This is a genomic window from Winogradskya humida (assembly GCF_016862215.1).
Taxonomy (GTDB): Bacteria; Actinomycetota; Actinomycetes; order Mycobacteriales; family Micromonosporaceae; genus Actinoplanes; species Actinoplanes humidus.
Map to the genome: position 1 here is coordinate 36,971 of NZ_BOMN01000085.1, position 22,113 is coordinate 59,083.

Genomic DNA, 22,113 nt, shown 5'->3' on the forward strand with positions numbered 1-22,113 from the left:
ACGTCGGAAGGGGCACGTGAAGTGCAAGCCGCAACCGGATTCGCAGAGCGCAATGGCCTGCAGGCCCGCAGGGTGCAGGAGTTGCTGCACTCGCCGGAGTGGCCCGCAGCGACCCTCGCGCCCGCCACATCATCGGTGAGTGTCAGCACACCCGCGGTTTTTGAGCCGTCTGGTGGGGCACTACCCGTATCCTCGGCGGGGTCGAGGGGAGAGGTGCGGGTGGCGCCAGCAGAGCGGACTAGCAAGACCGAGCGCAACAGCGTGCGGACCGAGGAGGCCCGGGCGCGGTTCGAGCGTGACGCGCTGCCCTTCGTGGATCAGCTGTACGCGGCTGCCCTGAGGATGACGCGTAACCCGGCCGACGCCGAGGATCTGGTGCAGGAGACGTTCCTGAAGGCGTTCTCCGCGTTCCACCAGTTCGAGGAGGGCACCAACCTCAAGGCGTGGCTGTATCGCATTCTGACCAACACGTACATCAACTCCTACCGTAAGAAGCAGCGCCAGCCGGTGCAGGCTCCCACGGAGGAGATCTCGGACTGGCAGCTCGCGTCGAGCGAGTCGCACACGTCCAGCGGTCTGCGCTCGGCCGAGACCGAGGCGCTGGACCGGCTGCCCGACAGCGACATCAAGGATGCCCTGCAGTCGCTGCCCGAGGAATTCCGCCTGGCCGTCTACCTCGCTGATGTCGAGGGTTTCTCTTACAAGGAGATCGCCGACATCATGGGTACGCCCATCGGCACCGTCATGTCCCGCCTGCACCGCGGCCGGCGCAACCTGCGCGGCATGCTGGAGCAGTACGCCGCCGACCGTGGCGTGACCCGTAACTCCGGCGCTCCCGCCGCACAGGAGGCGTGAGCGACGTGAGCGACGACCAGAAGACCGATTGCAGCGTCGTGATCAGCGAGGTGTACCTCTACCTCGATCTGGAGTGCAGCGACGATCGACGGACCCTGATCCAGGACCATCTGGACGACTGCTCGGACTGCCTGCGCGAGTACGGCATCGAGCACGAGGTGAAGGCGCTGGTCGCCCGCTGCTGCGGTGACGAGACGGCGCCGGCGGAGCTGCGCGAGCGGTTGAAGATCAAGCTCAGCGAGTACGTGATCGAGTCGGAGACCCGGGAATACCTGCCGTAACGGCAGCGTCGAGACGTGAGAAGGGCCCGCAGCGGTTGACGCTGCGGGCCCTCTGCTTTGCCACGGTCTAGCTGTTGGGACGCTTGCCGTGGTTCGCTGCGCTCTTCTTACGAGCCTTCTTCTTGCGAGACTTCTTAGCCATATCGGCCTCCCTCTGCTGGCACACCAACCCGACGATCCTAGACGGCCCGTGATGCCCGGCCCCCGCCGCCATGATTGGATGCAGTCACCGATAGCGCTGCGGAGGGGGACCAACACCATGGCCGACGAGATCCGTGCCGAGATGGTGGCCAATGTCTGGAAGGTCGTGGTCGCGCCCGGTGCCGAGGTGGCGGAGGGCGACACCCTGGTGATCCTGGAGTCCATGAAGATGGAGATCCCGGTGCTCGCGGAGTCCGACGGCACGCTCAAGGAGCTGGCCGTCAACGAGGGCGACGTGGTGCAGGAGGGTGACCTGATCGCCGTTATCGACTGACGGGGTCAGTGCCCGGACAGCCAGCGACGGAGCCGCCCGGTGCGGCCCGTTCGCTGCTGCGGGATGAGTGAGACCGCGTGCTCCTCTTCGGCCTGCACCAGCTCGGTGGCCCGTGACCGGGCCGCGGCGGGCACGTCGGGCGTTGCCAGCAGCAGGTGCGCGACCGACCAGGCGAGCCCGGGGGTGTCCGCGGCGTCCTCGAGGCGAGCGGTGACCAGGGTGGCCACGTCCTCGCGTGCTGAGGGGTCGACCCAGGCGTAGGTGATCAGCGCGAAGAGCGCCGCTTCGGTGATCGTGTCGAGGCCGCCGGTGGCGAGGGCAACGAGGTGGCGGCGGCGGGCGGATTCGGCCCATGGCTCGTCCGTGCCGTGGTGCAGCAGCCCCAGGCACGCCCAGACCTGCGCGCAACGGTCCCAGAGGGCCGGGTCGTGGGCGGCGAGCGCCCGGCCCAGCTCGGTGCTGGGTGTCACCGGTGGGAGCGCTATGAGCGCCAGCAGATCATCCGGGTCGACGAGCATCAGACCCAGGGCGGCGTCGTACGCGGCCGGCGGGCTCGGCCACAGCGGATGCGCGACCCGGTGCAGGCGCTCGACGGCATCGATCGAGGGGTAGCCGGGCGGCGCGCCGGGGCCCGGTGCCGGATAGGGCGCGCGGGTGGGGTCGGCCGGCATCCCGGGCGCGGACGGCACCCGGCTCAGCCATGGCTGGTCGGCGCAGCACTCGGCCAGGTCGGTGTGCTCGTGGCTGTCGTCGGGGTGGTCGCGCTGGAAGTCGGCGAGCCGGATCAGGTGGGCGAGGTCGCCGTCGGCGCGGTACCGCAGGCGGTGCCCGGTGTGCACGGCGCAGTCGAACGTCGGGTCGATCGACAGGGCGCGGTTGATCCAGCTCAGGGCGTCGTCGAGGCGGTCGGCGTCGGCGAGGGTGCCCGCGATGTCCGCGTAGAGGGACAGGTCGCTCGGGTCGTACATCACTGCGCGGCGCAGGGCGGCCAGGGATTCAGGGATGCGGCCGGCGCTGCGGTACGCGTACCCCAGCCAGATCTCGGAAAGCTTCGCGGGCCGCAGCCGGGCTCCCCGCAGTGCCCACTCCACCGCCTGGGTCGCCTCCCCGAGCCGACGGGCCAGCGCTGAGCCGGCGCCGAGCAGCATCGCGTGTTCGGGGTTCGCCTCGATCGCGCGGCTGACGAGGGTGAGGTAGGGCTGCAGGGCGGGGCGGCTGGACTCGGGCGCGGGGTCGCCGATCGCGGTGCACAGCTGCATGACCGTGCGCGCGAGCAGGCCCGGCTCGAGGCGCTCGGCGAGGTCGGGGTCGCTGACCCAGGGCACGCCGGCCCAGTCGGCACCGGGGGTGTGGCCGCTGGCCGCCACGAGCAGCGACAGGCCGTCCTCGGGGTGACCGGCGGCGGCGAGCAGGTGGGCCCGCGCCACGACGGTGCCGACGAAGGCATGCTGCTCTATCGGGAAGAGCTCGAGGGCGTCGTCGGCGCGGTCGGCGAGGTGACGGAGCAGCTCATGGGTTTCGGGCAGGGTCGGGGCGTGCGCGATCGCACCGGCCAGGTAACCGGCGGCGTGGTGCATCTCGCCACGCTCGAGCGCCGCGCGGGCCTGCTCGAGGTCGCTGTCGGCCGAGCGCCGGGCATCGTCCATCGCCGTGCCTTCCCTTGCCGCGCGAGCTGCGGTCGCACCTAACTGGTCGCGCCTACCGGTCGCGCCGCGCTGCGCGCGTTCGGTGACACACGTCGTGCCACCGCAGGCGAGCCTAGGCGACGGATCTCGATCTGTCAGTCCCCGATTCCATGCGCAGTCCTGCTCGAAACGTTGCTTCTGTAAACTCAAAAGTGCAAGAATGCGCAGCGAATGAGCGTCAATGCGCAGTATGGGGAGGAACAGTGACGCAGCGAGGCCAGGGAATGGCTGCTGACATCGCAGAGCAGCCGGGGGGTTACGCACGGTTGCTGGAGGGGGAGCCCGCCAAGGCGATCGCGGAGGTGGCCGCCAAGGTCGCCGAGCACCGCCCCAAGCACGTCGTCTTCGTCGGCCGGGGCACCTCCGACCATGCCGCGCTCTACGGCGCCTACCTGACGGAGATCCGGCTCGGGATCCCGGTCGGGCTCGCCTCGCCAAGCGCGATCACCCTCTACGGTGCGCGGCCCGACCTCGCCGGCGCCCTCGTGGTCGGCGTCAGCCAGAGCGGCGGTTCGCCCGACCTCACCGAGGTGCTCAAGGTGGCCCGCGAGAGCGGCGCGCTGACCCTCGCCGTGACGAACAACCCGGCCTCCACGCTCGCCACGACCGCGGAGCTGTCCGTCGACGTCGCCGCGGGTCACGAGCGTGCGGTCGCCGCCACCAAGACGTACACCGCCGAGCTGCTGGCCCTGCTGCTGCTCGTCGAGGGAATCCGCAACGGCGACGGCACCCCCGCCGCCGAGGAGCGGGACGCGCTGGCCAAGCTGCCGGAGCTCGCCGAACGCACGCTCGGTGAGCACGGCGCGGACGAGCTGGCTCAGCGTTACCGGTTCGCGTCACGGCTGGTGACGACCGGGCGCGGGTACGCGTACCCGACGGCTCGTGAGACCGCCCTCAAGCTGATGGAGACGTCCTACCTGCCGGCCCTGGCCTTCTCGGGCGCCGACCTGCTGCACGGACCGCTCGCGATGACCGACCCCGACGTGCCCGTGCTCGCCGTCGTGGGCAGCGGCCCGGGCGGAAGCTCCATGGCCGACGTGGTGACCCGTCTCGGCGAGCGCCGCGCGGACGTCGTGACCATCGGTGCCCACGACATCGCGGGAGCCTCCGGCCGGCTCGCCGTGCCCGAGGTGGACGAGCGCTATGCGCCGTTGCTGGACATCCTGCCGCTGCAGAAGCTCGCGCTCTCGCTCGCGCTGGCCCGTGGCGAGGACCCCGACGCACCCCGCGGTCTGAAGAAGGTCACCGCGACCCTCTGAGAAATGTCGGCGTGGCAGTCTTGGTCCGTGTCCACGCTGCGCGATCTCGCTGAAGAGCACACCGGCCTCGGCCCGGCCGACATCGATCACCTCACCCGGCTCGCCGGCGACTGGCAGCTGCTCTCCGACCTGTCCTTCGCCGACCTGCTGCTCTGGGTGCCGGTCCGGGGCGAGCCGGGCCGGCCCCGCTCCTTCCTCTGCGTCGCCCAGGTGCGCCCCACCACGGCGCCGACGGCGTACCAGGACGATCAGGTCGGCAAGATCGTCGGCGGGCCGGAGGTGGCGCACCTGGACATCGCGTTCGCGCAGGGCCGCATCTGGCGCGAGGGCGACCCGGTCTGGTACGGCGACACCCCCGCACGGCACGAGGCCATCCCGGTCCGGCTGCGCGGCGACGACGAGAACGTCGAGATCATCGGCGTGATCGGGCGGGACACCAACCTCTCCACCGCGCGTACGCCCAGCCAGCTGGAGCTCAACTACCTCACCACCGCCGACGACCTCGCCCAGATGGTCTCCGACGGGACGTTCCCGCCGCCCCGGCACACCGGCGAGACCACCTCGGCGCCCCGCGTCGGCGACGGTCTGATCCGCCTCGACGCGGTCGGCAAGGTCACCTACGCGAGCCCGAACGCGCAGTCGGCGTACCGTCGGCTCGGTTTCAATGCCCACCTCGTGGGTGAGGAATTGTCGGTGCTCTCGAGCCGCCTGGCCGCCGACCCGCTGGAAGGCACCGACGCGGCCGAGCGGATCCTGACCTCCCTACGGGGCGAAGCGCCGCCGCGCAAAGAGGTCGAGGCGCGCGGCGCGACCGTGCTGATGCGGGCCCTGCCGTTGATGCCCGCGGGCGTGCCCATCGGCGCGCTGGTGCTGGTCCGCGACGTCACCGAGGTCCGCCGCCGGGACCGCGCCCTGATGACCAAGGACGCGACGATCAGGGAGATCCACCATCGGGTCAAGAACAACCTGCAGACGGTGGCGGCGCTGCTGCGCCTGCAGGCCCGCCGGGTGAACGCCCCCGAGGCCAGAATGGCCCTGCAGGAATCGGTGCGTAGGGTCGCGTCGATCGCCCTGGTCCACGAGACCCTCTCGATGTCGAGCGACGAGGCGGTCGAGTTCGACGGCATCGTCGACCGGGTCGCCTCAGCCGCGGCCGAGGTCGCCGCCACCGAGATCACCGTCAAGATGCGCCGCGAGGGCACGTTCGGCGTGCTGCCCGCGGAGATCGCGACCTCGCTGGTGATGGTCCTCAACGAGCTGCTGATCAACGCGGTCGAGCACGGCTTCCCCGCCCCGGACGACTCGGAGGAGCTGCCGCCGCTCTCGCTGACCCCGCCGGAGCCGGTCGGCGAGGTCGTGGTGTCGGCACACCGCTTCCGCAAGCAACTGCACGTCACGGTCGCCGACAACGGCAAGGGCCTGCCCCCGGAGTTCCACGCCGAGTCGAGCCAGCGGCTGGGGCTGCAGATCGTGCGCGCCCTGGCCACGGGCGAGCTGCGCGGGACCATCGAGCTGCGTAACAGGGCAGGCGGCGGCACCGAGGCCGTCCTCGTCGTCCCGCTGGGCAAACGCTAACGGCGGGTGAAGAGGGCCAGTGTGATTCCGGGTACGCGGTAGCGCGCCGTTTCCTCGAAGGCGCTGGTGAGCAGGGCCTGCTCGGCGCTTGTGAGCTGGTCCGTGGGGCTCGCCCTGCGGCCGGTGGTGAGGCTGTCGGGGCTCAGGGTCCAGAGGCGGGTAGCGGGGGCGAGGCAGGGTGCCGGGTCGGGGCACTCGGTCGGCCACAGCGAGTTGTTCTGTTCTGCCGTGGCGGCGAGCAGCAGGTCGCGGGGCAGGTTGTCGCCGTTGTAGTAGTGCATGGCGGTGTCGGGGAGCTGCCAGCCGGCGCGGTCGGCGTACACGATGGCGTCTCCGGGTTGGGCATGGGCGCGGAGCAGGGTGGCGGCGGCCCGGTAGTCGACGCCGCTGTGCTCGCGGCGGATCTCCGCCTGTTTCGGGAGGCCGATCAGGGCGAGCACGAGCACGGCCACGAGGGCGAGCGGGAGGCTGACGCGGGACAGGCCGTGGGCTGCGAGCGCGCAGAGCAGTGGGACCACGAAGAGCAGGTAACGCGGTACGAACATGGGCGTGACCAGCTGGTCTATCGCGTACAAGCCGAGGATCGGAAGCACCGCGGTCAGCAGGAGCGGACTGCCGCCGACCGCTGCCAGGGCCAGGATCGCGCCGCCGATGATGCCGGAGAGAAACAGGTAGTCCGGGATGTTCGCCAGCGTCGTGGGCGTGGCGCGATGCAGCCAGTCGAGCTGCTTGCCACGCTGATCGAGGCCGAGCAGCAGAAGCGGCGTGAGCGCTGCCACCGCGACTGCCGCGGTCGGAATCCAGGCGACCAGGCGGCGCCGGGCGATCACCAGATGCCCGGCGAGGATCAGCAGGGCGATCACATGCGCAAGACCAAGCAGGACAACGCATGTTCCGTACGCACACCAGCGCCACCATCGCCCCTGCTCCACCGCCTTGACGAGCAGCAGCGTGGCCAGGGTGGCGAACAGCGCGGCGAACGCGTACCCGCGGGCCTCCTGCGCGTACCGGGAGACGACGGGCATCGCCGCGACCAGCAGGCCGGCGAGCAGCGCGGGCCCCGGGCCCAGCAGGCGCCGGGCCAGCAACGCGGTGACCAGCGCCGTGGCGGTCATGGCGACCAGGGACGGCAGCCGCAACGCCAACGGCGAGTCGCCGAGCAGGCCCATCGAGAAGTGGACCACCACGTAGTACGGCACCGAGGCGGCGTCGATGTGCTGACCCAGCGCGACGATCTCGGACACCGGTCGCCGGGCCGCACTCCAAGTGGCCAGCTCGTCGCGCCACAACTCGGGCCTCGACGCTTGATAGGAGACCGCGAATCCCGTCAGGACCGTGGGCAGCAGCCAGCACAGCAAAGGGCGCAGACCGGCACGGGTGACCACACCACCACCGTTACAGGTCAGCCTGTGCGGCGCTCGAATAGTGCGATTGTGCCGAGCGGGATCACCCAGTAGCCGGTGCGCTTGTACTCGGCGGTGAACTTCGCCTTCAGCTGTGGGCCCAGGTTGGACAGGGCATCGCCGCCCTGGCGTGCGCCGACGTACCAGACGCGCTGGTTGTCGAAGCAGGTCACGTCGGGGCATTCGACCGCGTCGAGCTGGCCGACCTCGGCTGCCGTACGGCGCAGCATGACGTCCTTGGGCTTGATCTTCTCGTCGCGCATCTCGTAGTCGAGGCCGGAGCGTACGGACCAGGTGCTGATCCGGCCGTAGACGATCGCGTCGCCGGGCTGCTGGTGCTTCTCGACGATGCCCGCCGCGACCCGGAAGTCCATGCCGCCGTGCGAGCGGTCGTCGCGGACGCTCTGCTGGAACTCGAAGCCGACCGCGGCGATCAGGAGCACGGCGGTGAGCGAGCGCCAGGGCAGGCCGCGCAGTGCCACCGCGGCGAGCAGGGCCAGCGGCGCGATCACGTAGAGGACGTAGCGGGGGACCCACAACGACGACGTGAAGAACGAGACGGTGATCAGCACGACCGGCGGGAGGACGGCCAGCGCGGCAAGTTCACCGAGCAGCTTGGGGCGCTCCCACCGTGCCGCGAGGGCCAGACCGATGACCAGCAGGCCGACCACCCGTTCGCCGAAGATGACGCCCGGCGCGATCAGGACCTGGTGCAGGTCCATCTCGGGGACCCACTCGAGCTGGGTGCCGCGCTGGGTCAGGCCCAGCCGGATCAGCGGGGAGACCAGCGCGATCGCGGCCGCCACGACGACCGGCCAGCGGATGAGCAGCCTGCGGTCGTGGTCGGCGGACCAGCGTACGGCGACCGCCACCACATGCCCGCTGAGTACCAGCAGCCCCAGCATGTGGGTGTAGCCGAGCAGGGTGAGCGCCGCGCCGTACGCGATCCACCGCCACCAGGACGGCCTGCTCAGCGCCACGTAGAGCAGCAGCGTGCTGAGGATCGCGAACAGGAACGAGAAGCCGTACGCCCGAGCGTCCTGCGCGTAACGCGACATCTGCGGGACGAGCGCGACGATGAGCCCGCCCACGAGCCCGACGCCGGGGGTGAAGAGCCGCCGTCCGAGCTCGCCGACCAGCCCGACGCCGATCGCGACCGCCAGCAGGGAGGGCAGCCGGAACCAGCCCAGCGAGTCGCCGAACACGCTCGTCCAGTAGTGCATGAACAGGTAGTACGGCGAGATGACGCCGTCCATGTGACCCGCGAAGTCGATGAGCTGGGCCGGCGTACGCATCGCCGCCGACCAGGTCGCGTGCTCGTCCCAGCCGAGCGCCGGCTCGACCCACCCGATCCGGCCGATGATCAACATGGCCAGAGCGGGAATCAGCCATGGGATGACCCGCGGCCACCAGGCAAATCGGGACGAAGATTCGATCTTGGGCTCGATGGGGGCGATCACCGAGCGGTTGTAGCCCGGCCGGGTGAATCGGCGCCCCCGTGGAGGGTTCGTGCGAGTGAACACTTGTGACAGGTGTTACCTGACACACTCCCGAAATCTGGACCCCTCTGGCCCAGAATGCCTCCGCGTGAGAGGCTTGCGGACATGACCGCTGCAGTTGACCGCCGCTTCGTGGCCCGCCGCCACGTGGATTACGGCCGTGTCCGCAGCGCGATGTGTCCGGGTTCCTGACGCCGCCCGACTTCTATGTCCGGGTGCGCAAGACGCCCGGCTTTCTCCTGACACCGAAGTCCTGAGACCCGCCGTGAGCGTCGAGCCGCGCCCACGAGTCTCCGGAGGATCGCCGACATGGCGCCCAGCAACGCCCCCGCAACCCCGGCCGCCCGCCCTCGCAAGGCGCGTGGCGAGGGTCAGTGGGCGCTCGGACACCGCGAGCCGCTGAACCCCAACGAGCGGATCAAGAAGGACGACAACCCGCTCAACGTTCGCGCCCGCATCGAGAACATCTACGCCCACACCGGGTTCGCCGGCATCGACCCGCAGGACCTGCGCGGCCGTTTCCGCTGGTGGGGGCTCTACACCCAGCGCAAGGCGGGCATCGACGGCGGCCGCACGGCCGTGCTCGAGCCGCACGAGCTGGAAGACGAGTTCTTCATGCTCCGCATCCGCATCGACGGCGGTTCGCTCACCGTCGCGCAGCTGCGGGTCATCGCGGACATCTCCAAGGAGTTCGGCCGCGACACCGCCGACCTCACCGACCGGCAGAACATCCAGCTGCACTGGATCCGCGTCGAGGACATGCCGGAGATCTGGCGGCGGCTCGAAGCGGTCGGCCTGGAGACCACCGAGGCCTGCGGCGACTGCCCGCGCATCGTGCTCGGCAGCCCGGTCGCGGGAGTGTCGACCGACGAGGTCATCGACCCGACAGCGGCGATCGACACGATCCTCGAGCGCTACATCGGCGACCCGCGCTACTCCAACCTGCCGCGGAAGTTCAAGACGTCGATCTCCTGGCTGGCGGACACGCCGTACCAGGTCCAGGACATCGCGTTCCTCGGTGTCGACCACCCCGAGTACGGCCCCGGCTTCGACCTCTGGGTCGGCGGCGGGCTGTCCACCAACCCGCGTCTCGCCGAGCGGGTCGGCGTGTGGGTCCCGCTGAACGAGATCCCGGACGTCTGGGAGGCCGTCGTCGGCGTCTACCGCGACTACGGATACCGCCGCCTGCGCACCCGTGCCCGGCTCAAGTTCCTGATCGCCGACTGGGGCATCACGAAGTTCCGCGAGGTGCTCGAGAAGGAATACCTCGGCCGCACGCTGCTCGACGGGCCCTCGGCCGAGCTGCCCGAGAAGCCGATCGACCACATCGGCGTGCACAAGCAGCTCGACGGCGCCAACTACATCGGTGCCGCCCCGGTTGTCGGGCGCTCCTCCGGGACGCAGCTCGGCAAGGTGGCCGACCTCGCGCAGGCGCACGGGTCGGATCGGGTGCGGCTCACGCCGTACCAGAAGCTGCTCGTTCTTGACGTCGCCGACGACCAGGTGGAACCGATCGTCTCCGGGCTGCGCGAGATCGGGCTGGAGGCCCGCCCCTCGGCCTGGCGCCGAGGCACGATGGCCTGCACCGGCATCGAGTACTGCAAGCTCGCCATCGTCGAGACCAAGGCCCGGGGCGAGGAGCTGGTGGCCCGGCTCGAGGAGCGCCTGCGGGACTTCGACACCGACATCTCCATCCACATCAACGGCTGCCCCAACGCCTGCGCCCGCACCCAGGTCGCCGACATCGGGCTCAAGGGCATGCTCGTCATGAACCCCCACGGCGAGCAGGTGGAGGGCTTCCAGGTCCACCTCGGCGGCGGGCTCGGCATGGCGCAGGGTCAGACCGCCGGCTTCGGCCGCAAACTGCGGGGCCTCAAGGCAACCGCGGAGGAGCTCCCGGCGTACGTCGAGCGCCTCGCCCTTCGCTATCTGGACGGGCGCACCCCGGGCGAGTCCTTCGCCGACTGGGTCGTCCGCGCCGACGAGGAGTTGCTGAAATGAGCGACGCCCGGAGCACCCCGCTCTACTGCCCCTACTGCGGCGAAGAAGATCTTTACCCGAACGAGGCCTCGCACGGAGCGTGGGAGTGCCATGCCTGCACCCGCGTGTTCACCGTCAAGTTCAACGGGCTGCTTTCCAAGGGAGTGAACCGATGACCGTGGTGACCGCAGCCAATCTCGGCCTGATAAACCTGGGGGCTCCTGCCACCCCCGCCGACCCGGCCCGCCGCTCACGCGCTGAGCTCGAAGCGCTGGCCCTCGAGGGCGCCGAGCTGCTGAAGGACGCCCCCGCCGAGGAGATCGCACGCTGGGCCGCGTCGACGTTCGGCGAGCGCTTCTGCGTGACCAGCTCGATGGCCGACGCCGTCGTCGCCCACCTGTTCTCCCGGGCCGCCCCCGGCGTCGACGTGGTCTTCCTCGACACCGGCCTGCACTTCCCCGAGACACTCAGGGTCCGCGACATCGTGGCCCGGACCATGGACGTCAACGTCCGCTCGATCCGCCCCCGGATGACCGTCGGCCAGCAGGACGGCGAGTTCGGCCCCCGCCTGTTCGCCCGCAGCCCCGACGAGTGCTGCTTCATCCGCAAGGTCGAGCCCCTCGAGCGCGCCCTGTCCGACTACGACTCCTGGGCCACCGGCCTGCGCCGCGACGAGTCCCCGACCCGGGCGAACACCCCGGTCGTCGCGTTCGACCAGAAAAAGGGCAAGGTCAAGGTCAACCCCATCGCGGCCTGGACCCAGAGCGACGTCGACACCTACATCGCCCGCTGGAACGTCCCGGTCAACGAGCTCTTCAAGAAGGGCTACGGCTCCATCGGCTGCTGGCCGTGCACCCGCCGCACCAAGGCCGGCGAGGACCCGCGCGCCGGCCGCTGGGCGATGTTCGAGAAGACCGAATGCGGCCTCCACGTCTAGCGGTCGTCCTGGTCGCGCACGGGAGTCGTGACCCCCGTGCCGCCCAGGCGACCGAGGCGCTGACCAGAGCGGTCGGCGCCCGGCACCCCGAATGGGATGTCCGCGCCTCGTATCTCGACCACAACGGCCCCCGCCCCCGCCAGGTGCTCGCGTCGTTCGACGACGAGGGGCACCGGCGGGCGGTGCTGGTCCCGCTGTTGCTGACCGCCGCCTACCACGGGCGCGTCGACGTGCCGGGGGAGATCAGCGCGGCCCGAGCCGCGGGCGTCCGCCTCGACGTAGAGCTCGCCGACGTCCTGGGCCCGGTCAGCGGGGCTGTCCCCGACCTGCTCCTCGACGGGCTCGTGACCCGGCTGGACGCGGTCGGCGACCTCGACGGGCTCGTGACCCCACTGGACGCGGTCGGCGACCTCGACGGGCTCGTGACGCCGCTGAACGCGGTCGGCGACCTCGACGCGCTGGTGCTCGCCGCAGCCGGCACACGTGATGCCGGCGCCCGGGTGACTGTGGAGCAGTCGGCAGCGGCTCTCAGCGCGCGTCTGGGGCTGCCGTGCCGGGTGGCCTACGCCTCGGCCGCCCCACCCCTTTCGGGTGACGCCGTGCGTGCTCTCCGGGCCGCGGGCCACGAACGGATCGGGCTCGCTTCCTACTTCCTCGCCCCCGGCCTGCTCTGGGACGCGACGGTCGCCTCCGCACGCGAGGCCGGTGTCCAGGTGGTCGCCGAGCCGCTCACGGACACGCCCGCGCTCGTTTCGCTGGTCGCCTCCCGGGTCACGGCTGCTCTGCTGCGAGGTGCCCGTCCGGACGCACGAGTCCTCGTTCCGTCCTGACGTGCCCGCCGCCCCGGAGCCGGTGGAACAGCGTGCTGCCGTCGGGGAGCCGGTGATCGGCGACCCGGCGGCCGGTCGGGTAGGCAACGCTCAACCCTGACAGCCGCTCGGCCAGCTCCCGGGACATGTCGGGCGCGGTCGCGATCAGACCGCTGAGCACCTGCCGCAAAGCCAGCCCCTCCGCTGAATACGCCGTGAGCAGCGCGGTCTGCGCCCTCGTATGCCGGAGCAGCTCGGCGCCGACCGGATGCCGCTCCTCGTGGTACGTGTCGAGCAGCGTGTCGTCCGCCTGCCCGGCGCAGACCGCGGCGAGCTTCCACCCGAGGTTGTGCGCGTCCTGGATCCCGACGTTCATCCCGACCCCGCCGGCCGGGAAGTGCATGTGCGCGGCATCCCCGGCAAGCAGAACCCTCCCTTTCCTGTAAGCCGTGGCCTGCCGTGTCGCGTTGCCGAACCGCGAGAGCCACACCGGGTCCCGCATCCCGAAGTCGGTGCCGGCGATCCGGGAGACGGCGTCGCGGAACTCCTCGAAGGTCAGCGTCCCGGGCCGGTCCGAGCCGGGGTCCGAGCCGACGAGCCGATGGATGCCACCGGGCAGCGGCACGATCATGAGCCCACCGTCCGGCCCGGAGATGTTCGCCTGCCCGGGTGCTGGTGGCGAGTCGAGCACGACATCGCCGAGCCAGCCCCATGTCGTGGCGTCGGTGCCCGGGAAGTCGATGCCGGCCGCGGTGCGCACGGTGCTGCGTGTGCCGTCACATCCGACGACGTAACGCGCCTCGACGACCTCGCCGTCCTCCAGCTCCACTCCGGTGGCGGTGAGCCCCGTGACCGCGCAACCCCGGCGGACGGTCGCGCCCTGGGCGATCGCGTGGGCTTCCAGTAACTCTTCGGTGCGCGCCTGGAGCACCGCGAGCGTGAACGGGAACGGCGTGTCGAGCACCGAGAAGTCCATCCGGTCCGGCAGCCCGCCGAAGTGGCCGCTCGGGATCCGCAGGCCCGCGGCGAGAAACGGCTCCAGAAGCCCCCGGCAGTCGAGCAGCTCGATCGTGCGCGGGTGGATCGTGAGCGCCTTCGAGTGCGGGTCTCTTTCCTGGCGGGCTTCCAGGACGGTGACACTCGCCCCGCCCAGTCTCAGCTCGGCGGCGAGCCACAGCCCGGTCGGCCCGGCACCGACGATGAGGACGTCGCCCATGAAGCCTCCTTGGTCACTGACCAATAAACGTAGAACTAGTAGACTAGGTCAGTGACCAAGAGTCAAGTGGATGTGGTGTGGACCGCGCTCGAGATCCTGGACGAGCGAGGTGCCGCGGCAGTGTCGATGCGCACGATCGCCGAGCGGCTGGGCGTACGGATGAACACGGTCCAGTGGCACGCGAAGTCGCGGGCCCGGCTGGAGGAGTTGATGGCCGACGCCATCATCGGCGGTGCGTCGCTCGACGGGCTGCCTGCGCCGGGGCGGGAGCGGGCGGCGGAGATCGTGCGGCGCTACCGGGGTGCCCTGCTGGCGCATCGCGACGGCGCGGCGGTGGTGGCCGGGACATACGCGGCCGAGCCGGCGACGCTGGACCTGGCCGAGGCTCTGGTGGACGCGCTGCTCGATGCCGGCCTGCCCGCGCGGGAGGCGGCGTGGACCTGCTGGAGCCTCATCTATCTCGCGCTCGGGCTTACGCAGGAGGAGCAGTCGTTGCCGGAACGCTTCGAAGGTGACATCGATCTGGGGGAGCGGCCGGCGCTGCGGCGGGTCGCGTCCACGCTTCTCGCCGATTCCTTCGATGAGCGCTTCGAGTTCGGTGTGTCACGCCTTCTCGGGCTATGACCGTCCACAACGGAGCGTGGGCACTCAGCGACCAATGGTGTCAACGTTGACGTTGATTTCGAGATCATTTCGTGGCACCGATGGGTGCTCGGTGATCTCATTCAAGCTGTGTGTGATCAATGGGTGCGAGTGCTGCCGCGATCATCGCGCGCCGTAATCGGGCGTTAACAGGAGATCGATAGCGGACAGCACAACGCCCCGGCACCGATCTAGGGCCCGGGGCGCGAATGCTGTGAGGGATTGTTCAGGCGATAGGAGCTGTGATTCGCAGACCGCCACGGCGCTTGACCGCGCGGCGCTCGTCCTCGCTCATACCGCCCCATACGCCGGCGTCCTGACCGGACTCGAGTGCCCACTGCAGGCAGGACTCGGTCACGGGGCACCGGCGGCACACGGCCTTGGCCTGCTCAACCTGCAGGAGCGCGGGGCCGGACGTCCCGATCGGGAAGAACAGCTCAGGGTCCTCGTCGCGGCAGATCGCATCGTGGCGCCAGTCCATGGCGGCAACACTCCTTGTTTCGGATGGGGTAACGAAATGGTGCGGACTAACTACTAACTACTAATACTTTTTATCTGCATCAGCGTGATGACAGACGGACAGCGAACGTCCGGTCACCAGTGCGTGAGCAAGCTTTTTGTTCGGGAAGCCGTTCAGCGCCTTCTTGATAAGGAACGCGGGCGAGCGGCATCCGGTTACTTCATATCGCTTGTGAATGCTTTCACGAACTCCCGTGATGTCAAGGGTAGCGCTGGGACTTTCTCCCGGCGGGTGAGCTAGCTCACGACCCCTTTGTCCGGTTTCGGGGGACTTCCCGACACCGGCGGAAGAACGCTCCCATCAATGTAGTACGGTGCCGACCGCTTTGCCGAGCTTTTGGCCGGGATTTTGTGACGGATCGTAAGGGTGCATCGAACGGCGTACCCAGACTTCAGCAGATCACACGCAGCGCCTCGGGAACGGACAGAAAGTGCACCTTCTGGCGTTCACCCAGGTAGTCCCCGTCGAGCTGGAACGATTGGGGCCTGCTGGCGACTACGGTGAACTCCGCCTGGTCGTGCAGGCGCAGCACATTTTTCCCATGCGGGTCGGCGTTGCGGGATGCCATCTGTGTCACTGTGCGTGTTGTGCTAGCCACACCTAGGCTGCGAAGTGCCAGGAGGTCAAGCCCCCGGTCGAAGGACGCCTGGGGATTGGGGTTGATCGGACGATCGCCCACATAGGTCCAAGGCGCTGTGTTCTGGATGATGACGGTGCCGAGTCCGACCTCTGGTTCTTCACCCGGGCGCTCGATCGAGAGCGGTGGCGCCTTACGGTCTTCGCCCGAAAACACCTGACCCACGACTGAACGAAGATAAAGGGCCGGAGTGGACGTACGCCCGCGCAACCGCGCCTGTTCGACCCGGCGTGTCACGGCGGCGTCGAGCCCCATCCCGGCGGTGAAAGTGAAGTAGCGATCGTCGGCGCGGCCGAGACCGATCACCCGGTGCCGTCCCGAGCGGAGCCCGTCCAGGATCACGCCGGTGCCCTCGACCCAGTCCCGCGGCAACCCCAGCGCCCGCGCGAAGACATTGGTGGAACCGCCCGGCACCACCGCGAGCGCCGGCAATCGGAACGCGGGCGAGGTGCCCTGCGACGCCAGACCCGGCGCGGCGGTCATCAGGCCGTTGACAACCTCGTTGACCGTCCCGTCACCGCCCAGCGAAACCACGAGATCCACCCCGGTCTCCGCGGCCTCGCGGGCCAGCGCCGCGGCGTGCCCGCGCTTCAGGGTGTACTCCACCGACAGGTCGATCTGGCTGCCAAGCGCCCGGACCAGCACGTCCCGGCTGCGCTCGGTGGTCGTGGTGGCCTTGGGGTTCACCACCAGTAACGCTCGCATGGGCGGCACTGTACCTCGCAGAAGCGCCGCGAGCTGGCCGGTATCGTACAGCGGTGACCCCTGCTGACGTAGCTTCCCCCGTGACTTTGCTGTGGGCGGTTCGCCTGCTGTTTGCGCAGGCCACGGCGTTGGCGGCGCTTACCGCGTACCTCATATATCTGGACCTGACCGCGGCGCCGGATGCCCTCGGGGTTGCGATCTCTCTCACGGTCTTCGCCGCCCTCGGCGCGGGTGCGGTCTATCTCGTCGCCCGTGCCCTGGCCCGCCGGGCCGGCCGGGCGCGCGGGCCCGCGGTCGTCATCCAGCTCTTCATCCTCGCCACCGGCGGCTTTCTGCTCAACGTCGGACCGGTCTGGCTCGGTGTCCTGTTGATGGCCATCAGTGCCCTTGTGGGGCTGCTGTGCGTACTCCCGCCGACCAACAAGGCACTTGGTCTCGACTGACAACGCTGCCCGCCCTTGCCGGAAGGCCTACCCTGAGAGCCGGATCACAAGGGGGTGAGGGCAGTGCCAGGATCGACGGTACGCCCACCGGCATACCAGCTCCTCGCGGACGAACTGCGCCTGGAGATCACGTCCGGACGGCTGCAACCCGGCGAGCGACTGCCACCCGAACCCGAGCTGTGCGTCCGCTCCGGGGTCAGCCGCAGCACCGTCCGCGAAGCGCTCCGTCTGCTCGCCAGCCAGCACCTGATCGTCACCACCCGCGGCGTCACGGGCGGTAGCTTCGTCGCGCATCCTGACGCCGAACAGCTCTCCGAGGCACTATCCACCGGGCTCACCCTGCTCACCAACTCCGCCGAGATCGGTTTCGCCGACCTGCTCGAGCTGCGACGCGCCCTCGAAGTGCCCGCTGCCGGGCTGGCCGCCGAGCGGAGGTCGGATGCTCAGCTCACCGAGATGCGGGGCACGCTCTTCGACCCGCATCTGGACGAGCTGACGACGATGCTCAGCGCGCATGCGGCTTTTCACTCGGTGATGGCGTCGGCTACCAACAATCCGCTGTTCGAGCTGGTCACGCGGCCGCTCTATCACGTCACCTACGGCGAGGAAGTGGTCGAGGCGCTGCCGGAGGGCTACTGGGAGCGGATCGACACCGACCATCGTGAGCTGCTCGCCTGCGTGCGGAACCGGGATTCCGCGGGTGCTGTCGGGGCCAGTCGCCGGCATCTCGACTACATCGCCGCGGCCAACGGTCTCTGAGCTGCTGGTTTCCGCGGCTTCCGTGGCTTTCGCGGCTTCGCTTTGAGAGCGCGGGCTTTCGCCTCAGCTCGGCGGGCTAGAGCTCGGTGCGGCGGGTGAGCAGGCGGATCGTTGCGTGGCGGCCGGTCGCTTCGGCCTCGGCCGACGTGGTGAGTGCGGTGAGTACCTTCCAGGCGAACGACGACTCCGAGGGCAGCTTGGCGCCCTTCACCGTGGAGACCGTGACCTCGACGGAGAGCGCGTCCTCCGTGACGGTGAAGCGGCACTCCAGCTCGGCGTCACGGGTCGCGATGGCGAGGAGCATGGCGCACGCCTCGTCGACCGCGATGCGGAGATCCTCGATCTCGTCGAGCGCGAAATGCAGGCGGGCCGCGAGGCCGGCCGTGGCGGTGCGCAGCACGCCGAGATAGCCACCGTCGGCGGGCACCGTGAGCAGGACGACGTCGTCGCCGAACGCCGGCCCCGGATGCGTTGTATCCAGCTGAGTCACGAGCCCCATCCTCCCGATGGTCGAGACTCTAGCGCCTTACGGCCGAGGCCCGCTCGGCGAGTCGGCCGAGGGCGGAACCGGTCAGCCGATAGGGCACCCAATTCCGGCTGGGCTCCGCGCCGAGCTGCGCGTAGAACGAGGCTGCCGGGTTCCAGTCGAGCATGACCCAGTCCATCCTCTGGTAGCCGCGCTCGACACAGATGCGGGCCAGTTCCGCTACGAGGGCGGCGCCTGCTCCTGTGCTGCGGTGCTGCGGGCGTACATATAGATCCTCGAGGTAGATGCCGTGCTCGCCTTCCCAGGTGGAGAAGTTGAGGAACCACAGCGCCATGCCGTAAGGAGTGTTGTCCTCGCCCACCGCGACATGCGCGAAGAGCGCGGGCTGCGGGCCGAAGAGGGCGCTCTCGAGCTGTTTCTCGGTGAGGTGGCAGGCCTGCGGCTCACGCTCGAACGCGGCGAGCTCGTGGACCATGGCCACAACGGCCGGCACATCATCGCGATGCGCCGGCCGGATGGTCGTGAGACTCACGCCTGCTTGGTCTCCCAGAAGATCTTGGAGATCTCTTCGATCTTGCCCAGCAGCTGGTCGCCGACGGCCGGGTCGAGCGAGCCCTTGACGCCACTGGCGCCCGCGAGCTTGGTGGCCTCGTTGAACAGCTGGTTGAGCTGCGGGTACTTCTCGAAGTGCGGAGCCTTGAAGTAGTCCGTCCACAGCACCCACAGGTGGTGCTTGACGAGCTCGGCGCGCTGCTCCTTGATCAGGATGGCGCGGGTGCGGAACTCGGGGTCGGTGTTCGCCTGGTACTTCTCGGCGATGGCCTTCACCGACTCCGCCTCGATGCGGGCCTGCGCGGGGTCGTAGACCCCACAGGGCAGGTCGCAGTGCGCGCTGGCCACAGTGCGCGGTGTGAAGAATTGCGGAAGTCGCATCAGGACCCCTCCATGAGTTAGCGATGATCCGACCCTGACACTACCCCTTACACCTGTTCCCACACTCCGGCCGGGATTGATGCCATGAGGTTGCAACTACCGCTTTTCGCCGTACTGGTGCAGGGTCCGTCGATGGCGCCTACCCTGCGCACCGGAGATGCCCTGGTCGTGCGTCGCACGCAGCGCGTACGCGAGCGGGACGTCGTCGTGGCCCGCTTCCGCAGCCGGCCCGGGCTGCTGGTCGTGAAACGCGCGGTCCGGGCGCAGGACGGCGGCTGGTGGGTGCAGGGGGACAACGAATTCGTGACCGACGACTCCCGGGCGTACGGCGTGGCAGATGTCATCGGACGAGTGGCGTTTCGTTACTGGCCCAAGCCCGGCAAACTGGGTTAAGGTCCGGATACCGCAGCACACCGAAGTCTTGCGGTTGAAATACCGGGTGACCCCCGCATCGCACGCCGTCCGGCGCAGACTCGCGCATCTTGGCGGCTGGCTATCGACGTGACCGATGCGTGTCTGGAGTCCCCGTGTCCCTGTTCAGTTTCGAGCTCGACCCTGCCCTGGCCGCAGACCCCGTCTTCGACCTGCACAAGCAGGGCAAGATGGCGATCGCCGCGACCGTGCCGCTGGCCAGCCGTGACGACCTGTCGCTCGCCTACACCCCCGGAGTCGCGCGGGTCTGCTCGGCGATCGCCGCCTCCCCGTCGCTCGCCCACGACTACACCTGGATCGGCAACACCGTCGCGGTGGTCACCGACGGCTCCGCGGTGCTCGGGCTCGGCAACATCGGCCCCAAGGCCGCGATGCCGGTCATGGAGGGCAAAGCGGTGCTGTTCAAGCAGTTCGGCGGCGTCGACGCTGTCCCGATCTGCCTCGACACCCAGGACGTCGAAGGCATCATCGCCGTGGTCAAGGCGCTCGGCCCGTCCTTCGGCGGGATCAACCTCGAGGACATCAGCGCGCCCCGCTGCTTCGAGATCGAACGCCGCCTCGACGAGGCCCTCGACATCCCCGTCTTCCACGACGACCAGCACGGGACCGCCATCGTGGTGCTCGCCGCGCTGCGGAACGCGGTCGCTCTGCTCGGGCGGCGCTTCGCTGACCTGCGGGTGGTCATCAGCGGGGCCGGCGCGGCGGGCGTCGCCATCACCGACACCCTGATCGCGGCGGGCGTGCACGGCGCCAACATCATCGTGTGCGACTCGCAGGGGATCATCCACGGTGAGCGGGCGGGGCTCAGCCCGGTGAAGGCTGCGCTTGCGGCACAGACCAACTACTCCGGGCGTACGGGCGGAATTGGCGAAGCGTTGATCGGAGCTGATGTGCTCATCGGGGTTTCCGGCGGGACCATCCCCGAGAGTGCGCTGAGCGGCATGGCCCCGGAGGCCGTGATCTTCGCCCTGGCCAACCCGACGCCCGAGGTCGCACCGGCAATCGCCCACAAGTACGCGGCCATCGTCGCCACCGGGCGCAGTGACTTCGCCAACCAGATCAACAACGTGCTGGCGTTCCCGGGGATCTTCCGGGGCGCGCTGGACTCGCGGGCCACCACGATCACCAGCCGGATGAAGGTCGCGGCGGCCGAGGCGATCGCGCAGATCGTGTCGGACGAGCTGCGGGCTGATCTGATCGTGCCTTCCGCGCTCGATCCGCGGGTGGCTCCGGCGGTGGCTGCGGCGGTGGCCCGGGCTGCTGAGCGGGACGGGGTGGCTCGGTTCCTGCCCGCTCCTGTCGCTCCCGTTTCGCCTGCGCCTTCTGGGGCTGCACTCTCCGGGGCTTCCGTTTCTGGCTGACGGGTTATCCACAGGCGGTGCGTGGTGGGTGGCGCATGTCAGGGGCGGTCACTAGCGTTCCTGGCATGCGCGCCGCCTATGCCAGTGCCACGAAGCCGGACGAACCGCTCGCCGCCCTCACCGTGGGCGACCAGCCCGAGCCGGCACCGCCCGCGGGCTGGGTGACCGTCGACGTGCGGGCCAGCACGCTCAACCACCACGAGCTCTGGTCCCTGCGCGGCGTCGGCCTCCCCGCCGACCGCCTCCCGATGATCCTCGGCTGCGACGCCTCCGGAGTGGACCCCGACGGCAACGAGGTCGTCCTGCACTCGGTCGTCGAGGACCCCTCGGACCCCCGCGGCTTCAGCCTGCTCTCCGAGCGCCACCCCGGCACCCTGGCCGAGCGGGTCGCCGTCCCGGCCGCCAACCTCGTGCCCAAACCGGCCGGCATCTCCTTCCTCGACGCCGCTTGCCTCCCCACCGCCTGGCTCACGGCCTGGCACATGCTCACTGCCCGTGGCCGAGTCGCCGACGCCGACGCGGTCCTCGTCCAGGGAGCCGGTGGTGGCGTCGCCTCCGCTGCGGTGATTCTGGCCGCGGCCCTGGGCAAACGGGTCTACGCCACCAGCCGCGACGCCGCCAAACGCGACCGCATCGCCACCCTGGGCGCCACAGCCGTCGAACCCGGCGCCCGCCTCCCCGAACGAGTCGGCGTCGTCATCGAGTCCGTCGGCGCACCCACCTTCGAGCACTCGCTGAAATGCTCGGCGCCGGGCGCCCGCATCGTGGTGTGCGGTGCCACCGGCGGCCCATTCCCCAAGATCGACCTGCGCCGAGTCTTCATGATGCAGCTCGAGATCCTCGGCAGCACGATGGGCACAGCGGCCGAGCTCGCCTCCCTGATGGACTTCCTCGTCGACCACAACGTCCGCCCGGTCATCGACTCGACGTACGGGTTCACGGCCGTGGGGGAGGCCTTCGCCCGGCTCAACTCAGGCGAAGCCTTCGGCAAGGTCGCCATCGACCACCTGCACTGAGCGGGTGGGCAAGGCCTGGCCGTTGGTTGGGCGCGTGGGCTTGTCGGGCAGTGGCGTGGTGCGTGGGTTGGCCGGGGCCGTTGGTTGGGCGCGTGGGCCTGCCGGGCATTGGCCGGGCATTGTGGGCTGGCCGGGCATTGTGGGCTGGCCGGGCATTGTGGGCTGGCCGGGCATTGTGGGCTGGCCGGGCATCGTGGGCTGGCC

The 22,113-nt window shown here is 69.7% G+C and carries 24 protein-coding genes; 14 read left to right on the plus strand and 10 right to left on the minus strand.

Features of this window, described 5'->3' with window-relative positions; translation table 11 throughout:
- Window positions 1-21 precede the first annotated feature (21 nt).
- Window positions 22-855 (plus strand): sigma-70 family RNA polymerase sigma factor, encoded by an 834-nt coding sequence (locus Ahu01nite_RS28830; RefSeq protein WP_203839793.1) that lies wholly within the window; start codon window positions 22-24, stop codon window positions 853-855.
- Window positions 852-1,136 carry a mycothiol system anti-sigma-R factor gene (gene rsrA, locus Ahu01nite_RS28835; RefSeq protein WP_203839794.1) on the plus strand — a complete coding sequence of 95 codons (285 nt, stop codon included), beginning with the start codon at window positions 852-854 and terminating at the stop codon, window positions 1,134-1,136. Before Ahu01nite_RS28830 ends, rsrA begins: the two co-directional genes overlap by 4 nt.
- Window positions 1,137-1,203: 67 nt before the next feature.
- Here rsrA and Ahu01nite_RS52060 read toward each other — a convergent pair whose 3' ends face one another.
- The gene (locus Ahu01nite_RS52060) at window positions 1,204-1,278 is read right to left on the minus strand and encodes a 50S ribosomal protein bL37 (RefSeq protein WP_369814844.1); all 75 of its coding nucleotides are present in this window, start codon (window positions 1,276-1,278) and stop codon (window positions 1,204-1,206) included.
- Between the two features lie 117 nt (window positions 1,279-1,395).
- Here Ahu01nite_RS52060 and Ahu01nite_RS28840 point away from each other — a divergent pair, with 117 nt between their 5' ends.
- On the plus strand, window positions 1,396-1,611 hold the full coding sequence (locus tag Ahu01nite_RS28840) for a biotin/lipoyl-binding carrier protein (RefSeq protein ID WP_203839795.1): 216 nt from the start codon (window positions 1,396-1,398) through the stop codon (window positions 1,609-1,611).
- Window positions 1,612-1,616: 5 nt separating this feature from the next.
- Here Ahu01nite_RS28840 and Ahu01nite_RS28845 read toward each other — a convergent pair whose 3' ends face one another.
- Window positions 1,617-3,257, minus strand: a complete 1,641-nt coding sequence (locus tag Ahu01nite_RS28845; protein WP_203839796.1) for a tetratricopeptide repeat protein — start codon at window positions 3,255-3,257, stop codon at window positions 1,617-1,619.
- Between the two features lie 263 nt (window positions 3,258-3,520).
- Here Ahu01nite_RS28845 and Ahu01nite_RS28850 point away from each other — a divergent pair, with 263 nt between their 5' ends.
- Window positions 3,521-4,555, plus strand: a complete 1,035-nt coding sequence (locus Ahu01nite_RS28850; protein ID WP_203839797.1) for an SIS domain-containing protein — start codon at window positions 3,521-3,523, stop codon at window positions 4,553-4,555.
- A gap of 27 nt (window positions 4,556-4,582) precedes the next feature.
- Entirely contained in the window at window positions 4,583-6,130 is a 1,548-nt protein-coding gene (locus Ahu01nite_RS28855; protein ID WP_203839798.1) for a sensor histidine kinase, read from the plus strand.
- On the opposite strand, the gene Ahu01nite_RS28860 is transcribed toward Ahu01nite_RS28855, so the two are convergent.
- On the minus strand, window positions 6,127-7,515 hold the full coding sequence (locus Ahu01nite_RS28860) for a glycosyltransferase family 39 protein (RefSeq protein WP_203839799.1): 1,389 nt from the start codon (window positions 7,513-7,515) through the stop codon (window positions 6,127-6,129). The two genes, Ahu01nite_RS28855 and Ahu01nite_RS28860, sit on opposite strands and share 4 nt — an antisense overlap.
- A gap of 17 nt (window positions 7,516-7,532) precedes the next feature.
- A complete protein-coding gene (locus tag Ahu01nite_RS28865; protein ID WP_203839800.1) occupies window positions 7,533-8,903 on the minus strand; it encodes a glycosyltransferase family 39 protein in 1,371 nt (456 codons plus the stop codon).
- Window positions 8,904-9,341: 438 nt separating this feature from the next.
- Here Ahu01nite_RS28865 and Ahu01nite_RS28870 point away from each other — a divergent pair, with 438 nt between their 5' ends.
- From Ahu01nite_RS28870 to Ahu01nite_RS28885, 3 genes are all read left to right on the plus strand, one after another.
- A complete protein-coding gene (locus Ahu01nite_RS28870; protein WP_203839801.1) occupies window positions 9,342-11,033 on the plus strand; it encodes a nitrite/sulfite reductase in 1,692 nt (563 codons plus the stop codon).
- A gap of 151 nt (window positions 11,034-11,184) precedes the next feature.
- Window positions 11,185-11,949, plus strand: coding sequence for a phosphoadenylyl-sulfate reductase (locus Ahu01nite_RS28880; protein ID WP_203839802.1), 765 nt, complete (start codon window positions 11,185-11,187; stop codon window positions 11,947-11,949).
- Entirely contained in the window at window positions 11,931-12,779 is an 849-nt protein-coding gene (locus tag Ahu01nite_RS28885) for a sirohydrochlorin chelatase (protein ID WP_203839803.1), read from the plus strand. Before Ahu01nite_RS28880 ends, Ahu01nite_RS28885 begins: the two co-directional genes overlap by 19 nt.
- Here Ahu01nite_RS28885 and Ahu01nite_RS28890 read toward each other — a convergent pair.
- Window positions 12,721-13,974, minus strand: coding sequence for an FAD-dependent monooxygenase (locus Ahu01nite_RS28890; RefSeq protein ID WP_203839804.1), 1,254 nt, complete (start codon window positions 13,972-13,974; stop codon window positions 12,721-12,723). The genes Ahu01nite_RS28885 and Ahu01nite_RS28890 overlap by 59 nt on opposite strands.
- A 51-nt stretch (window positions 13,975-14,025) precedes the next feature.
- On the opposite strand from Ahu01nite_RS28890, the gene Ahu01nite_RS28895 reads away from it, so the two are divergent.
- Complete coding sequence (locus tag Ahu01nite_RS28895; RefSeq protein WP_239159221.1) at window positions 14,026-14,598, plus strand: TetR/AcrR family transcriptional regulator C-terminal domain-containing protein; 573 nt, start codon at window positions 14,026-14,028, stop codon at window positions 14,596-14,598.
- Between the two features lie 244 nt (window positions 14,599-14,842).
- Here the strand turns inward: Ahu01nite_RS28895 and Ahu01nite_RS28900 are convergent, their stop codons facing one another.
- Window positions 14,843-15,097 carry a WhiB family transcriptional regulator gene (locus Ahu01nite_RS28900; RefSeq protein WP_203839805.1) on the minus strand — a complete coding sequence of 85 codons (255 nt, stop codon included), beginning with the start codon at window positions 15,095-15,097 and terminating at the stop codon, window positions 14,843-14,845.
- A 430-nt stretch (window positions 15,098-15,527) separates the two neighbouring features.
- Window positions 15,528-16,478, minus strand: a complete 951-nt coding sequence (locus Ahu01nite_RS28905; RefSeq protein WP_203839806.1) for a diacylglycerol/lipid kinase family protein — start codon at window positions 16,476-16,478, stop codon at window positions 15,528-15,530.
- A gap of 53 nt (window positions 16,479-16,531) precedes the next feature.
- Between Ahu01nite_RS28905 and Ahu01nite_RS28910 the strand changes: the two genes are divergently transcribed.
- Together Ahu01nite_RS28910 and Ahu01nite_RS28915 are read left to right on the plus strand one after the other, a co-directional pair.
- Complete coding sequence (locus Ahu01nite_RS28910) at window positions 16,532-16,921, plus strand: hypothetical protein (protein ID WP_239159222.1); 390 nt, start codon at window positions 16,532-16,534, stop codon at window positions 16,919-16,921.
- A 63-nt stretch (window positions 16,922-16,984) separates the two neighbouring features.
- Window positions 16,985-17,680 carry a FadR/GntR family transcriptional regulator gene (locus Ahu01nite_RS28915; protein WP_203839807.1) on the plus strand — a complete coding sequence of 232 codons (696 nt, stop codon included), beginning with the start codon at window positions 16,985-16,987 and terminating at the stop codon, window positions 17,678-17,680.
- A gap of 76 nt (window positions 17,681-17,756) precedes the next feature.
- On the opposite strand, the gene Ahu01nite_RS28920 is transcribed toward Ahu01nite_RS28915, so the two are convergent.
- The 3 genes from Ahu01nite_RS28920 to sodN are packed head-to-tail and all read right to left on the minus strand — an operon-like array spanning window position 17,757 to window position 19,100.
- Entirely contained in the window at window positions 17,757-18,170 is a 414-nt protein-coding gene (locus Ahu01nite_RS28920; RefSeq protein WP_239159223.1) for an ATP-binding protein, read from the minus strand.
- 28 nt (window positions 18,171-18,198) lie between these two features.
- Window positions 18,199-18,699 carry a GNAT family N-acetyltransferase gene (locus Ahu01nite_RS28925; RefSeq protein WP_239159224.1) on the minus strand — a complete coding sequence of 167 codons (501 nt, stop codon included), beginning with the start codon at window positions 18,697-18,699 and terminating at the stop codon, window positions 18,199-18,201.
- Window positions 18,696-19,100 carry a superoxide dismutase, Ni gene (gene sodN / locus Ahu01nite_RS28930; protein ID WP_203839809.1) on the minus strand — a complete coding sequence of 135 codons (405 nt, stop codon included), beginning with the start codon at window positions 19,098-19,100 and terminating at the stop codon, window positions 18,696-18,698. The genes Ahu01nite_RS28925 and sodN overlap by 4 nt, the downstream gene beginning before the upstream one ends.
- 84 nt (window positions 19,101-19,184) lie before the next feature.
- Between sodN and Ahu01nite_RS28935 the strand changes: the two genes are divergently transcribed.
- The 3 genes from Ahu01nite_RS28935 to Ahu01nite_RS28945 all read left to right on the plus strand — a co-directional run bounded on the left by Ahu01nite_RS28935 (window position 19,185) and on the right by Ahu01nite_RS28945 (window position 21,909).
- Entirely contained in the window at window positions 19,185-19,493 is a 309-nt protein-coding gene (locus tag Ahu01nite_RS28935) for a S26 family signal peptidase (protein ID WP_203839810.1), read from the plus strand.
- Window positions 19,494-19,702: 209 nt separating this feature from the next.
- The gene (locus tag Ahu01nite_RS28940) at window positions 19,703-20,893 is read left to right on the plus strand and encodes an NAD(P)-dependent malic enzyme (protein WP_438874837.1); all 1,191 of its coding nucleotides are present in this window, start codon (window positions 19,703-19,705) and stop codon (window positions 20,891-20,893) included.
- A 65-nt stretch (window positions 20,894-20,958) separates the two neighbouring features.
- Window positions 20,959-21,909 carry a zinc-binding dehydrogenase gene (locus Ahu01nite_RS28945; protein WP_203839811.1) on the plus strand — a complete coding sequence of 317 codons (951 nt, stop codon included), beginning with the start codon at window positions 20,959-20,961 and terminating at the stop codon, window positions 21,907-21,909.
- Window positions 21,910-22,113: the final 204 nt, after the last annotated feature.